A 13,163-nucleotide genomic window follows, 5' to 3' on the forward strand; every position below is an offset into this window, starting at 1 on the left:
TCCGAAAACGAAGCACCGGGGCCTCCTTCGCTCTCTGGGGGCTACTCCGCTCGCCTCTGTTCCGCGCCAGCGTGTCGGCGGCGTGCCAGACGCAGCACGGTCGCGCCCGCGACGTAGGAGGCGAACGCGGCGGTCGGCAACATGCCGACGCCGTGGTCCTCAGGCCCCGCCAACGCCACCCACACCAGTCCGAGGATCACGGCCAGCAACGCGGGCCAGGTCACCGCGTTCCAGAGGACCTGTCCGGGCGGGAGCTCACGGAGGCCTCCCGCACGCCAACCGGCACTGGACGGGGTGGTGCGCGCCTCGATACGGCCGAACACCGCCAACAGCACGGCCATCACCGCCGAGACCGCGAGCAGCCACGGGATCCGGAACAGCAGCCATTGCGGCGAGCCCACCGCCGGTTCGGGGAAGAGACCGGTGCCGTGGAGCAGCGCCCCGGCGAGCACGGCGGCCAGCATGTGCCACAGGAACAGGGACAGAACCACCGAGTTCACGGCGACGACCACCGTCCAGGGGCCGATTCGGCGCAGCATCCGCCTCGCCGGCCTCGCCAGCACGAGGACGACCGCCGTCTGGACCAGACCAAGCAGTAGCAGCACGAACGTCGGTGGAGAGGCGTTGCCCAGGTCTTCCCCCGGGACGTCCACCATGCTCACCGGGTAGGGCCCGAACACCGTCAGCGTGACCAGCAGGCCGAGACCGGCTACCGCGACACCCCCGGGTACGAGCGGCCCGGTACCCGTCCAGCGATCGCGCCACAGGAACCCCACCTGGTGCATCGTGAGCCAGACAAGCAGGTAGTTGAGGTCACCCACCAGCGGCACCCCAGCACCCAGCCGCAGCACGTCGAGCAGCAGGACCACGCCGATCAGCAGGACTGGCACGACCGTACCCGCCCTCCGGTGCAGGGCGTACATGGCGGGGGCGCACAGCACCACGCCGAGGTAGGCGGCGAGGAACCACAGGGGGATCGAGGCGGCCCACACCCCGACCGCGATCAGGTCACGGTCGGCCCCGGCAAGCCCAGCGGCCAGTGCGGAGGCCCACAGCAGGGCGAGGAAAGCGCTGGTGGGGCGCAGCAGCCGGTCGGTGCGGCCGAGGAGCCAGCCCGCGCTGTCACCGCCTTTGCACTGGTGCGACGCCAGGGATGCGGCGTTGGAGTACCCCCCGACCAGGAAGAACACCGGCATGACCTGGAAGAGCCACGTCATCGGGCGGGCCCAGGCCAGCTCGGCCAGGGCGTTCTCGCCAGTCATACCGTTGGAAGAGACGATCACGACGGCGAGCCAGTGCCCGACCACCACGAGGAGGATGGCCAGGGCTCTGAGGAAATCGACGTACCGGTCCCGACTTGCGGGAGTATTGCGCGCCGCCCGCCTCACACCCCCGCCGAAGGTCTGGCCTCGGCTCGTCATCGCTCACCACTTCGTGGGCGCCCTACGGTGTTCCCAGCTAGTATGCCCAGCTCACCGGGGGGCACGCACGGATTCCGCAAGGGTTCATCGGTACTACCGGCGTTCGTTCCCGACCTCGGTGAACAGCACCGCGGTCGTCGGCGGTGCCAGAACAGCGGCCGCGGCGATGACGGCGGTGCCGATCATCACGGAGCCGATCACGAACTGCCCACCGGTGAACATGTAGTAGGCGATCACGGCCATGAAGAGCTGGGTCACCACCACCGGGGTCCGGGCCCAGTCCCGCAGCTGCCACAGCCCGTGCGCGACAAAGACCAGCAGCGCGCCGACCCCGACACCGATCACGGCGAGTGGGATGGCCGACGAGACCGGGTCGGTGGCCTGGCCGGTGATCGCGGTGTAGAGGCTGTAGATTCCGGCGATCGCCGCGACCAGCCCGATCAGGGCCTCGAGCGCGGCGGCGATGACGATGGTAATGGGACGCGAAGACACCTGACGAGCCTATACGCGCTCCCGGTGTTCCCCCTCCCGACCCCGGATCGTCCGCCGGCGCTTCATCCCCGCCTTCCGTATTACCAGTTGGTAGGGGAACGCCTACACTGGCGACGTGCGATCCCTCTTCATCATGAATCCCCAGGCGACCACGACCACTTCCCGTACCCGTGAGGTGATCCTCGGCGCTCTGACGGAGGAGTTGGACGTCACGGCCGTGGAGACCGCGTACCGGAACCACGCCCGCGAGCTGGCCCGTGGGGCAGCCGCGGAGGGGTACGAACTCGTGTTGAGCCTGGGCGGTGACGGCACCGTCAACGAGGTCGTCAACGGGCTCCTGTCCACCCCGGAAGGGCTGACCCGCCCCGGTTATGCGGTGATCCCCGGCGGCAGCGCGAACGTGTTCATCCGTTCCCTGGGCGTGCCCGGCGACCCGGTCGACGCGACCGGCGCGGTACTGAAGGCCATCAAGGCCGACCGTTGGCGGGATATCGGGCTGGGCCGGATCACCAGCGACCAGGACGACCGCTATTTCACCTTCTGTGCGGGTTTCGGCTGGGACGCCGACGTGGTGCACCAGGTGGAACTCGAACGCGAGGTAGGCCGGAAGGCGACACCCGCGCTGTACGCGGAAGCCGCGGCGAAACTGTTCTTCCAGGGGGATCTGCGCGATCCGTCACTGAGCGTCGCCACTCACGGAGGGTCCTTGGACGACGCGTATTTCGCCTTGGTCACCAATACGACACCGTGGACCTACGCGGGCGCCTTCCCACTCCAGCCGACCCCGGACTCCCGTTTCGAGCTGGGACTGGACGCTTTCGCGCTGACGAAGCCTTCGCACCCGCTGGGCGACGTGGCCGTTGTGCAAGACATGCATACCGGCTGGGTTCTTTCCCAAATGTTCTTGCCCAAGGGCCTTCCCGCACGTGGGGACGGGTACGCGACCTGGCACGACCAGCCGTCGCTGCGGATCTCCTCGACCCACCCGAGAGCCTTCCAAATCGACGGTGAATACCTGGGCGAGCGTGAAGAGGTCAACTTCCAATCGGTACCGAAGGCATTACGAATCTTCTGTTAATTGCAGGGAAAGCGGCCATTCCCGATCACTGTGACGCACCTGACACGGGGAACAGGACCTTTGGCCTCGCGAGCTCTTGCATGGCCCCGGTGATCCTGTCACGCTCAAGATATCGCCGCGAGTTACGGGCGAGTTAATTTGGGCGCTTCCCACGTGGCCGTGGGGTGAAACCTCAACTACCTCGGCCTTGACGACCCGCCGGTGGATCCCATCCACCGGGCGCCCTTGCACATTCCGATCGTGAAAAGCTTCACAAATGATCGCCTCACTGTGAGGAGTGGACCGCATGGACTGGCGCCATGACGCAGCCTGCCGTGACGAAGACCCCGAACTCTTCTTCCCCATCGGCAACTTCGGCCCCGCACTGATCCAGATCGAGGAGGCAAAGGCAGTCTGCCAGCGCTGCCCGGTCAGCTCGGCTTGCCTGAAGTGGGCGCTGGAGAGCGGCCAGGACGGCGGAGTCTGGGGCGGCACCTCGGAAGAGGAACGACGCCGCATCAAGCGCCGTGGTTCCGCGCTACGACCCATGGTCCGTAGCTAGCCGCCCCCAAGCACGAACAGACGATGACGCCGACCGACCCCCCGCTGGCGCGGCGGGGGACGGCGCACGGCCGCACGGCCCCCCACCGGGCTCATCACCTCAGGGAACCTCGCGTTCCTCGTGTTCCAGTGGCAGGCTGATCGCCACCTCGGTCCCTCCGGTCTCCTTCGGCTTGATCGCCAGGGTCCCTCCGAGCTCTCCCACGATCAGGGTCCGCACGATCTGCAGGCCCAGACTCGTGGTCCCCTCCAGGTCGAAGTCCTCCGGCAGTCCGCCGCCGTCATCGGAGACGGCCAGCTCCAGACTGCTCGGCCCCGGGAACCCGGGCCCGGCGTCGAACCTACGCACCTTCACCTCGATCAGGCCCGGCCCCTGATCCAGCCCGTGCTCCACCGCGTTCTGCACCAATTCGGCCAGGACCATCGAGAGCGGCGTGGCCACCAGCGCGTTCAGCAGCCCGAAGTGCCCGTCCCGGCGCGGCACCACCGCGCTGCCGGTCGAGGACACCTCCGCCGCCATCTGCATGACCCGATCGGCGATGTCGTCGAAATCCACGACCTCGTCCGGGGTGTGCGAGAGCATCTCATGCACGATCGCAATCGAGCCCACCCGGCCCACCGCCTCGTCCAGGGCCGCCCGCGCCTCGGGGATGTCCAGGCGCCGCGACTGCAGCCGAAGCAGCGCCGCCACCGTCTGGAGGTTGTTCTTCACCCGGTGGTGAATCTCCCGGATGGTGGCGTCCTTGGTCATGAGCTCGCGCTCGCGCCGCCGGAGCTCAGTGACGTCGCGGACCATCACCAGCGCGCCGATCCGCACCCCGTCGATGACCAAAGGTATGGACCTCAGTTGGACGGTGACCCCGCGCGCGTCGACCTCGGCCTCCTGCGGGGCGCGGCCGCTCGCCGTGTAGGTGAGGTTCTCGTCGCGGGCCTCGCCCTGTACGGCGAGTTCGAGCGTGGTGCGGTCCAGGCGCGCGCCCACCAGGTCAGCGGTCAGGCCCAGCCGCCGGTAGGCCGAGAGAGCGTTGGGGCTGGCGTAGACCACTTCACCGTTTTGGTCCAGTCTGAGTAGACCATCGCCCACCCTCGGCGAGCGGACCATGAGCGGCCCCTGGTCGCTGAACGGGAAGGCCCCCTCGGCAATCATCTGGGCCAGGTCGCCCGCGCTCTGGAGGTAGGTGAGCTCCAGCCGGCTGGGGGTACGCGCCGAGCTCAGGTTGGTGCTGCGCTGAATGACGGCGATGAGGTTGCCCGCGCGGCGGACCGGGATGGTCTCCTCGCGGACCGGCACCCCGCCCGACCAGTCGGGGTCGCCGTCCCGGCAGATCCGACCCTCGCTCCAGGCGCGGTCTATAAGGGCACGGCGGCCGACCACTCTGGGGCCGGAGCGGGACGTGACATCAGTCATGTCGTCCCGGAGCACCGTCTCGACCAGGTCGTCCTGGAAGGCGGTCGGTCCGGTGGTGGGACGCATCTGCGCGACGGCGACCCAGCCGTCGTCATCGCGGAGACGCACCCACAGCACGAGGTCCGCGAAGGAAAGGTCGGCCAGGAGCTGCCAGTCCGAGACCAGTGAGTGGATCCACTCCAGGTCCGCCTGCTTGAGTGACGTGTGGCGGCGAATGAGGTCGCTGAGGTGAGGCACTCACAAATCATCCCATGAAGACGTGCATACTCAAGAGACACGCACTCGACCAGTGGTCCACACCAATCGGCGGCCGAACAGCCGCCGGATCGGCCACTTCCGGGCGCGGTGCGAAAGCGAGCGCGGGACGCGGCGGAGGAGACTGATGACTGGTCAGCGCACACTGGACGGCAACCCCCGGGTGCCGAAGTACTACCAGGTCAAGAAACAGCTGTTGGAGCTGATCGAGGCGATGCCGGCCGGGAACCCGGTCCCGCCCGAGCGCGCCCTGGCGACGCAGTTCGGCACCTCGCGCACCACGGTGCGCCAGGCCCTGACCGAGATGGTCGTCGAGGGGCGTCTGCTGCGCATCCAGGGCAAGGGCACGTTCGTGGCCAAACCGAAGGTCGCGCAGGTCCTCCAGCTGACCAGCTACACGCAGGAGATGCGGGCGCACGGCCTGCACCCGGCCACCCGCATCCTGGACGTCAGCTACATCAACGCCGACGACCAGCTCGCCGAGCTCCTCGCCATCCGTTCCGGCGGCCGCGTGCTGCGCATCGAGCGACTCCGCCTGGCCAACGGCGAGCCCATGGCCGTGGAAACGGCCCACCTGGCCGCGCGACGCTTCCCCGGACTCCGGAGGCAGCTCGACCGCTATGCGTCGCTCTACGAGGCTCTGGCGAGCGCCTACGACGTCTCCCTGGCCGAGGCGGAGGCCTCCATCGAAACAGTGCTGGCCACGCCGAACGAGGCCCGCCTGCTCGGCGTGGACGTGGGCCTGCCCCTGGTCCTGCACTGCCAGCACAGCTTCGACGGCGACGGCCACCCCGTGGAGTGGGTGCGCTCGCTCTACCGCGGCGACCGCTACAAGTTCGTCACCCGTTTGCGCCCGCCCCGCGACTGATCCATGGACCCCGTGCCTGGTCCGAGCACCCCTGCTGGGGCCCACACCCCGGGGCAGGGTGGTGCGCACCCCCTACCCCACCGGGGTTCTCACGCCCTGTTCCGCCTCCGAACCGTCGTCCAGGTTCGAGGAGACGTCGCGGACCTGGCCGAGCGGCCCCTGAACGGCTGACCGCTACCGGCGTTCGAGCACGCGGGACAGGGCGTCGACCACGCGGGGGTCGTACTCGCTGTCGGTGTCCATCCGCAGGCGCTCCACGACGGCGGCGCGGCGCTCCGCGTCGCCGTTTTCACCAACCAGGTCGTCGAAGGCATTGGCCACCTTGATGACCCGGCTGCCCAGCGGGGGCACCCCCTCGTCGCCGTCTCCGGCCAGCGGCTCGCACTGGCGGCGGACCATCTCGGCGACGTTGTCCAGCACCCCGGTCTCACGGATGATGGCTGAACCCAGCTCCGCGATCCGGCGTTGCTCCCTCGGCGAGGCCAGGACGGTCGCCCCGCCCGCGATGGGTTCGCGCAGCGACAACTGGCCGATGTCGTGCATGAGCGCCGCGTACTCCAGCTCCAGCAGCTCGGCTTCGGCCAGTCCGAGTTCGCAGGCGATCCCGTGAGAGAGCTGGCTGACCCGGCGTGAGTGCCCGTTCTCCACGTACCCGCCCACCTCGGTGACCCGGGACAGCGCCCGCACAGTCTCCAGGTAGGTGCGGCGCACCTCGGCGTGCCTGCGGAAGGCCACCTGTGACACCAGCAGCGGGGCGAGGAAGACCAGCAGGCCCACCAGGCCGGTCACCGTGCAGGCCAGGGCGATCAGCACGCCGCTGGAGGCGATCGCGCCCCCCGTGGCGACCTGGGCCCGGGCCTCGTCGCGCAGCGCCACCCGCAGCCGGGTGCACAGCCTTTCGGCGCGGAGTACGGCCGAGAGCGCAACGTCCAGAGCCCAGGCCAGAGCGACCGTCCCGGTCATGAGCAGGGCGACCGCGACGGAGGGTCCGGTCAGGGCCAGCGCCTCCACGATCGGGCGGAAGGCCGCGGCGAGCAGGAGCGCAGTGAGCACCCGGCGCGCCACGTCCTCCAGGCGGGGGCTGCGCCCCACCGCCACGTGCGGCAGCTCACCCAGCGCGACGCCCAGGGCGACCACCGCCACCACCTGCCAGGCAGTGTGGTGGCTCAGTTCACCGCCCAGGCCGATCAGGAACGCGTAGGCGATCGCGCCGGCCAGGGCGATCGGCGCGGACTCGCGGTTGCCGGGCAGCGTGATCCTGGCCAGCTCTCCCCCGGCGATGACCAGGCAGAAGACCAAGGCCACGTAGGGCTGGTCGAATCCGGCCGCGGCCGTCAGCACCAGGGCCGCCAGGGAGGCGGCGCCCACCCCGCCCACCAGCAGGGCCCGGAAGGGGCGCGCTGTGCGCCAGAACGGCCCTCCCGAACGCTGATGGCCCAGCGCCCCGCCCTCCGGTCCACCGGGTTGGGGACCGGAGGGGCCCGCCCCGTCCGACTGCTTCTGCGTCATCACCGGTCCTGACCACCCGTCACCGCTCCGGCCGACGTGGACTCCGCTACCGGTGTCGTCTTCTTCTCCTCGTCCGGGGAGTTCACCTCGGCCGGGGGGTCGGGTACCGGCGCGCCCGGTTCGTCGGGGTCCGGGCGCTCGGTGGCACCGTAACGGCACCCGGGGGGCTCCGCGATGTCCGGGGTCTGCCAACCCTCACGGGAGACGGCCCGGACGAGGGCCTCGACCATGCGCGGATCGAACTGGCTCCCCGCACAGCGCCGGAGCTCGGCGATGGCATCCTCGACCGACCACGCCTTGCGGTAGGACCGCGTGGAGGTCAGGCAGTCGAAGACATCGGCCACGCTGATGATGCGAGCGGACTCGGGGATCTCCATCCCGACCAGCCCCATCGGGTAACCGCGGCCGTCCAGCCGCTCGTGGTGGTGCCGGATGCCCGCGAGCGCCTCGTCCAGGAAGCTGATCTCGCGGACGATCTCGTACCCGCGCGTGGGGTGAAGCTTGATCGCGGCGTACTCGTCGTCGGTGAGCTTTCCGGTCTTCTGGATCACCTTGGTGGGCACGCCGAGTTTGCCGATGTCGTGCAGCATGCCCGCGTACCGAATCTTCTGTACGCGCTCGGCGGGCATGCCCAGCTCGGCGGCGATCATCGCCGAGCCCTCGGCCACCCGCATGCAGTGGCCCCGTGTGTAGTAGTCCTTGGTCTCCACCGCCTGGCACAGGGTGGCCAGGGTGGCCTCGTGCGCCCGTGCCTCGGCGGTCTGCTGGCCGAAGACCCACCTGGCGATGAACAGCGGCAGCAGTACGAGGAGCGGGGCGATGATCCCCACCGCGCCCCAGATCGCCGCGATCGCTAGGCCGAGCATCTGGTAGCCAACAGAGGCGATCTCCAGGGCGGCCAGCGGCCGCCAGCGCAGACGTCCCGCACCGGCGGGCCGGGTGACGCCCAGGCACCACATGAGGATGCCGATGAGCGCCGAGTTGAGCAGTGTGTGTGTCAGGACGGCGGCGACGTACGGCAGGACGATGCCGGGAAAGTCCGACTGTCCCGGAACACCGACGGTGCCGCCGAGTAGTAGGTAAACGTGTCCGGCCGCGTAGGCCGCCAGGGCGAACTGCGCACCGTTGAAGGCCCGTTTCACCAGGCCCTGCCGGCGAATCGCCAGGCAGGAGGCTAGGCCCACCACCGCAGCACCGGCCGGCCCGACCAGCACGACCGCGGCCAGCGCCACAGCGGAGCTCGGTGAGATACCGGCTTCCTTGACGTCGACGACCACGTGTGTGCTTATCGACTCCGCGACGACGAAGAGAACCGCGATGAGTACCAGGGTCCCCACATCGATACCTGTGTAAGGACCGATGAGCACGATGGCGACAGCACTGACAACGATGATTCCGACGTAGACACGCGCGCCCCCAGAAAGAGCCCGCAACCCCGTTCACCCCCCGCCGACGACGACCGGACTGTCATGGTTTCACCGGTTCTGTTCTACCACCAAGACCATCCGGTAAAAGTGGAAGCCACCAAAACAGCAGTCATCATGACACCGAACATAGTGACGAACATCGTCGTTCCCCTCTCCCCGGCCGCGACAGCCCGCTCATCCCCCGAGCACGCCGCGCAAATTACCTCATTCGTTGGATAAGGCCTCCAGTTTAACGGGCCACAACACCCACCCGATTACCCCCAACCCGAACCGGCGGCACCACAGGCGCCAACCTGGGCAGTAAGTTCCGAAGAGCGGAATTACTAATTCCATTAGTAATGACAAACAACTACACAGAGTAACAATAGGCCCGAGTGGCCCCTCCAGCAACCACCGGCAGATCGGGCAATCCAGGAAGCCCTCCCATCGGAGGCCAGCAGGCACGACTACTCATCGTGAGCAAACGAAACAGCCGCGAGAGAGTTCGAGGAAATTCATTCCGAGTCGGTCACGGTCAAAAACAGATTCCCGGCATCGGGCGTGTCGATCCCCCCGAGAACCACCCACCCGACACCTCAGTGACCAAAACCCCCGGACCCCATGGGAGGCTTCTCGCACTTTCTACAAAACCACACAAAAGGACAATAATCCGACAGATTATAATATTCATCACCAGACACACAAAAGTGGCGAAGGTTGGAGTTCCAACCTTCGCCGCTTCGTATTGTCGGGCCGCTGCCCGCTACCGTCGGGCCCTCAGCCCGACCCCCAGCCCCGCAGAGCCTGTCCGAAACCACCCCCGACCGGCGGCAGAACCGTTCCAGGCGGGTGACCGAACCGCTCTCAGGCCGGCGCTTGGGGAGACTCGGCCCTGGCCTCACGGGCCAACTGCTCGTTGCGTGCCTCCGCCAGCCGCCCCAGGACCTTGTCCCGCAGGTCCAGGGGAACGGGGTCGCAGCCGCAGTGCTTGGCGACGAGCTTCTTCACGGCCTCCTCCAGGCCGTACTCGTCCAGACACGGGCTGCACCCCTCCAGGTGCGCCTTGACCTCGGTGTAGTTACCTTCCTCGAGCTCACCGTCGAGGTAGGTGTAGAGCTTGTCGAGCACCTCGCTGCACGGGGTGTCGTCCGTCTCAGGCTTGTCGTGGCCGCCGCTCATCACCGGTCTCCTCGCTCCGAACCACTCACCTGTCCCCGACCACCGGCCGACGATCCCGAAGCGACCGCTGAGGCCTCCGCCGCCCGCGTGGCGGGCAGGAAACCGCGGTCCACCGCGTACTCCTCTAGGTGGGAACGCAGCTGGCGCCGCCCTCTGTGCAATCGGGACATGACCGTTCCGATCGGGGTGCCCATGATCTCGGCGACCTCCTTGTACGCGAACCCCTCAACGTCGGCGAGGTACACCGCGATCCGGAAGTCCTCCGGCAGCTCCTGCAAGGCGCGCTTGACGTCGCTGTCGGGGAGGTGTTCGAGCGCCTCCGCCTCGGCGGACTTCAGGCCCGCCGCGGTGTGCGAGGCAGCCTGTGCCAGCTGCCAGTCCTCGACGTCCTCGGTCCCGGCCTGCTTCGGCTCCCGCTGCTTCTTGCGGTAGGAGTTGATGAAGGTGTTCGTGAGGATGCGGTACAGCCACGCCTTGAGGTTGGTCCCCGCCTTGAACTGGTGGAAGGAACCGAACGCCTTGGCGAAGGTCTCCTGGACCAGGTCCTCGGCGTCAGAGGGGTTGCGGGTCATGCGCAGCGCCGCCGAGTAGAGCTGGTCAAGGAAGGGAAGCACGTCCCTCTCGAACCGCTCATCCCGTTCCTCAGCTGTCTCCTGGCTCTGGTCCAAGCCCTTCGGCCTCCTCGCGCTGGTCCCTGGTGGGGCGTCCATATCCCAACGATACGGTCCCACACCCCGGACCTGCGCATCGACGCCGCGTGGCGCCGACACCGTTTCCCCGCGCTCAAGGCACGCACCAGCGGTCGGCATGTTCCGAACCCAGCCCCTTCCGTGTTCCCAGCGTCGCGAACACCCTCCGAGCTCCGCGCTCCTCGGACGGTGATGGTGACAACAACACCCTCCGCGACCTGATTCCGTGCGCGGCGGAGGGGGACGAAGGTCCCGGTCCGGTCGAAGTTTGTCGTTTGCCCCTGTCATCGGAGGTGAGGCATGGCAGAGTGCGGGTAGAACTCTTTGAAGGATGGGAGAGGAGTGCACGTGCGACCGTCCCCGACTCCGGCCTCCGACCGCCCCCGATCGCCCGCCACGCAGTTCGCCACCACAGACCGGCTCTCGGACTACTGGCGGTTCTACTGGGCAGTCGCCGAGGCACAGATCAGCCGTTGGCTCCCCAGGAGCCCCTCCCGACTACTCGATCTGTCCAGTCCGGACTTCCAGGGCACCCCGCGCGCCGTGGCCGCCGGGCACGACGTCGTCACCCTGCTGCCGTCGGTGGACATGGCCATGCGCCGCCCGCTCACCCTGGTGAACGGCCGCGCCGTGGTGCCGCCTCCCGCTCCCCGGGGTCGGCTGCGGCACGTGGTCGGTGACTCCGCCCTCCTGCGCACTTTCACCTCCGAGTCCTTCGACGGCGTGATCGCCGACAACCGGGTCCTCTCCCGGCATCTGGCCACCGAGTCCTCGATGGCGGAGGTGGCCCGGGTGCTGCGTCCGGGCGGCCGGGCGCTGGTCTGCGTGGACTCGGTGGTACTGGGCATGGCACTGCTGGCCGAACAGGACTACTGGCCCGAGCTGAGCCACGCGCCCAGCGCGGACGTCCTCCTGGTCCCCTGGCCGGACGGCTCCATCACCCGCTGCTTCACCGCTGAACAGCTCACCGAGATGGTCACCGAGGCCGGACTCGAACTGGAGTGGATCAAACCGCGCACGGTGCTGTCCGCCTCGACCGTGGAGATGATGCTGGCCCGCGACCCCCGTTCGATGGCGCGGCTGGTGGAGATGGAGTTGCACGCAGCCGACTCCGACGACTACGTCGGCGTCCACCTGGTGTCCAGCGTGTACAAGCCGCACTAGCCGTTCGGGCCGCGCCGGCCCCGCCCGCTCCGCTCCGGAGGGCAGCCTTAGGGTCGGCAGAGGCATCCCTACCGGACGGAGTCCCCCCCTGTGCGTTCCCTACGGTCCTTCCAGGTGCTCGTCATCCTGTCCGCCTTGGTCCTGGTCGGCACGGGCGCCCTGAACGTCGTCCTCGGCCCGACCGCCCTGCCCGGCGACACCGCCATCGGCCTGAACGCGGACAGCAACTACCGCTTCTTCGCCGGGGTGTGGCTCACTCTCGGCCCGGCCCTGCTGTGGGTGGTCCCCCGCCCCCTGGAGCGGGCCCCGGTCCTGATGTGGATCATCGCCGCTGTCTTCGTCGGTGGGCTGGCCCGGGCCCTGGCCGCCCTGTTGGAGGGCGTGCCGCACCCCTTCCTCCTGGTCCTGCTCGCCGTGGAACTGGTGATCCCGCCCGTCCTGTTCCTCTGGCACCGGGCGCTGAACCGTGAGAGAAACCGGGTTGCGGGCGACAGCGCGGCCGGATAGAAAGCTTGAATGCTCAGAGGAAGTAAGGTCGGGCTCCGTGCCCGGCACGAGGACGACATCCCGGTCCTCCAGGCCGACCTCTACGACGACCCGGTGACCCACTCGCGGGCTCAGGGGTCGCCGTGGCAGCCGACCATGCCCGGTTCGAAGTACTCCGCGGTCACCGTGGACGACGGTGCGGTGTCCATGGCCGCCTTCTCCGTGGTCGACCTGGGCACCGAGGCGCTGGTGGGCACCGCGAGTCTGTGGGGAATCGACACCCACAGCCGGTCCGCGCACCTCGGCGTAGGCATTCTCTCGTCCGCCCGCGGCAAGGGCTACGGCACGGACACGGTCGCGGTGCTGTGCCACTACGGTTTCGTCGTCCGCGGCCTGCACCGGCTCCAGATCGAGACGCTCGCCGACAACACCGCCGTGCTGGCGATGGCCGAGAACAACGGCTTCGTCCGCGAGGGCGTCATGCGCTCCTCGGCCTGGGTACTGGGCGAGTTCCTGGACGAGGCGCTGTACGGACTCCTCGCCGAGGAGTGGAAGCCGGCGCTCCCCCACTCCTAGAAACACGGTTTCCCGGAGCCCCGGACTCCAGGAAACCGGACTCCAGGAAAGCGAACTGTGGGCTCCCGGTACCCCGGTACCGGGAGCCCACA

The 13,163-nt window shown here is 68.5% G+C and carries 13 protein-coding genes; 6 read left to right on the plus strand and 7 right to left on the minus strand.

What is annotated here, in order from left to right; all coding sequences use genetic code 11:
- Positions 1-41 precede the first annotated feature (41 nt).
- The gene (locus tag D457_RS0117140) at positions 42-1,421 is read right to left on the minus strand and encodes an acyltransferase family protein (protein WP_026116735.1); all 1,380 of its coding nucleotides are present in this window, start codon (positions 1,419-1,421) and stop codon (positions 42-44) included.
- 93 nt (positions 1,422-1,514) lie between these two features.
- Positions 1,515-1,913 (minus strand): hypothetical protein, encoded by a 399-nt coding sequence (locus D457_RS0117145; RefSeq protein WP_017581908.1) that lies wholly within the window; start codon positions 1,911-1,913, stop codon positions 1,515-1,517.
- 115 nt (positions 1,914-2,028) lie between these two features.
- On the opposite strand from D457_RS0117145, the gene D457_RS0117150 reads away from it, so the two are divergent.
- Together D457_RS0117150 and D457_RS0117155 are read left to right on the plus strand one after the other, a co-directional pair.
- Positions 2,029-2,991, plus strand: a complete 963-nt coding sequence (locus tag D457_RS0117150) for a diacylglycerol/lipid kinase family protein (protein WP_017581909.1) — start codon at positions 2,029-2,031, stop codon at positions 2,989-2,991.
- Between the two features lie 286 nt (positions 2,992-3,277).
- Entirely contained in the window at positions 3,278-3,532 is a 255-nt protein-coding gene (locus tag D457_RS0117155; protein ID WP_017585070.1) for a WhiB family transcriptional regulator, read from the plus strand.
- A 99-nt stretch (positions 3,533-3,631) separates the two neighbouring features.
- Here D457_RS0117155 and D457_RS0117160 read toward each other — a convergent pair whose 3' ends face one another.
- Positions 3,632-5,176, minus strand: a complete 1,545-nt coding sequence (locus D457_RS0117160) for a sensor histidine kinase (protein ID WP_017581911.1) — start codon at positions 5,174-5,176, stop codon at positions 3,632-3,634.
- Positions 5,177-5,321: 145 nt separating this feature from the next.
- Here D457_RS0117160 and D457_RS0117165 point away from each other — a divergent pair, with 145 nt between their 5' ends.
- Positions 5,322-6,062: a GntR family transcriptional regulator gene (locus D457_RS0117165; protein ID WP_013154702.1), complete on the plus strand. Its 741-nt coding sequence runs from the start codon at positions 5,322-5,324 to the stop codon at positions 6,060-6,062.
- Between the two features lie 174 nt (positions 6,063-6,236).
- Here the strand turns inward: D457_RS0117165 and D457_RS0117170 are convergent, their stop codons facing one another.
- The 4 genes from D457_RS0117170 to D457_RS0117185 all read right to left on the minus strand — a co-directional run bounded on the left by D457_RS0117170 (position 6,237) and on the right by D457_RS0117185 (position 10,824).
- Positions 6,237-7,571, minus strand: coding sequence for an HD-GYP domain-containing protein (locus tag D457_RS0117170; RefSeq protein ID WP_017581912.1), 1,335 nt, complete (start codon positions 7,569-7,571; stop codon positions 6,237-6,239).
- A complete protein-coding gene (locus tag D457_RS0117175; RefSeq protein ID WP_017581913.1) occupies positions 7,571-8,938 on the minus strand; it encodes an HD-GYP domain-containing protein in 1,368 nt (455 codons plus the stop codon). Before D457_RS0117175 ends, D457_RS0117170 begins: the two co-directional genes overlap by 1 nt.
- 903 nt (positions 8,939-9,841) lie before the next feature.
- The gene (gene rsrA, locus D457_RS0117180) at positions 9,842-10,156 is read right to left on the minus strand and encodes a mycothiol system anti-sigma-R factor (RefSeq protein ID WP_017581914.1); all 315 of its coding nucleotides are present in this window, start codon (positions 10,154-10,156) and stop codon (positions 9,842-9,844) included.
- Positions 10,156-10,824 carry a sigma-70 family RNA polymerase sigma factor gene (locus D457_RS0117185; protein WP_017581915.1) on the minus strand — a complete coding sequence of 223 codons (669 nt, stop codon included), beginning with the start codon at positions 10,822-10,824 and terminating at the stop codon, positions 10,156-10,158. Before D457_RS0117185 ends, rsrA begins: the two co-directional genes overlap by 1 nt.
- Positions 10,825-11,187: 363 nt before the next feature.
- Here D457_RS0117185 and D457_RS0117190 point away from each other — a divergent pair, with 363 nt between their 5' ends.
- The 3 genes from D457_RS0117190 (at position 11,188) to D457_RS0117200 (ending at position 13,071) form a co-directional block, all read left to right on the plus strand.
- Entirely contained in the window at positions 11,188-12,009 is an 822-nt protein-coding gene (locus D457_RS0117190; protein WP_026116737.1) for a class I SAM-dependent methyltransferase, read from the plus strand.
- A 90-nt stretch (positions 12,010-12,099) separates the two neighbouring features.
- The gene (locus D457_RS0117195) at positions 12,100-12,516 is read left to right on the plus strand and encodes a DUF4345 domain-containing protein (RefSeq protein ID WP_017581917.1); all 417 of its coding nucleotides are present in this window, start codon (positions 12,100-12,102) and stop codon (positions 12,514-12,516) included.
- A gap of 9 nt (positions 12,517-12,525) precedes the next feature.
- Complete coding sequence (locus tag D457_RS0117200; RefSeq protein WP_017581918.1) at positions 12,526-13,071, plus strand: GNAT family N-acetyltransferase; 546 nt, start codon at positions 12,526-12,528, stop codon at positions 13,069-13,071.
- Positions 13,072-13,163: the final 92 nt, after the last annotated feature.

Source organism: Nocardiopsis valliformis DSM 45023 (genome assembly GCF_000340985.1).
Lineage (GTDB): Bacteria > Actinomycetota > Actinomycetes > Streptosporangiales > Streptosporangiaceae > Nocardiopsis > Nocardiopsis exhalans.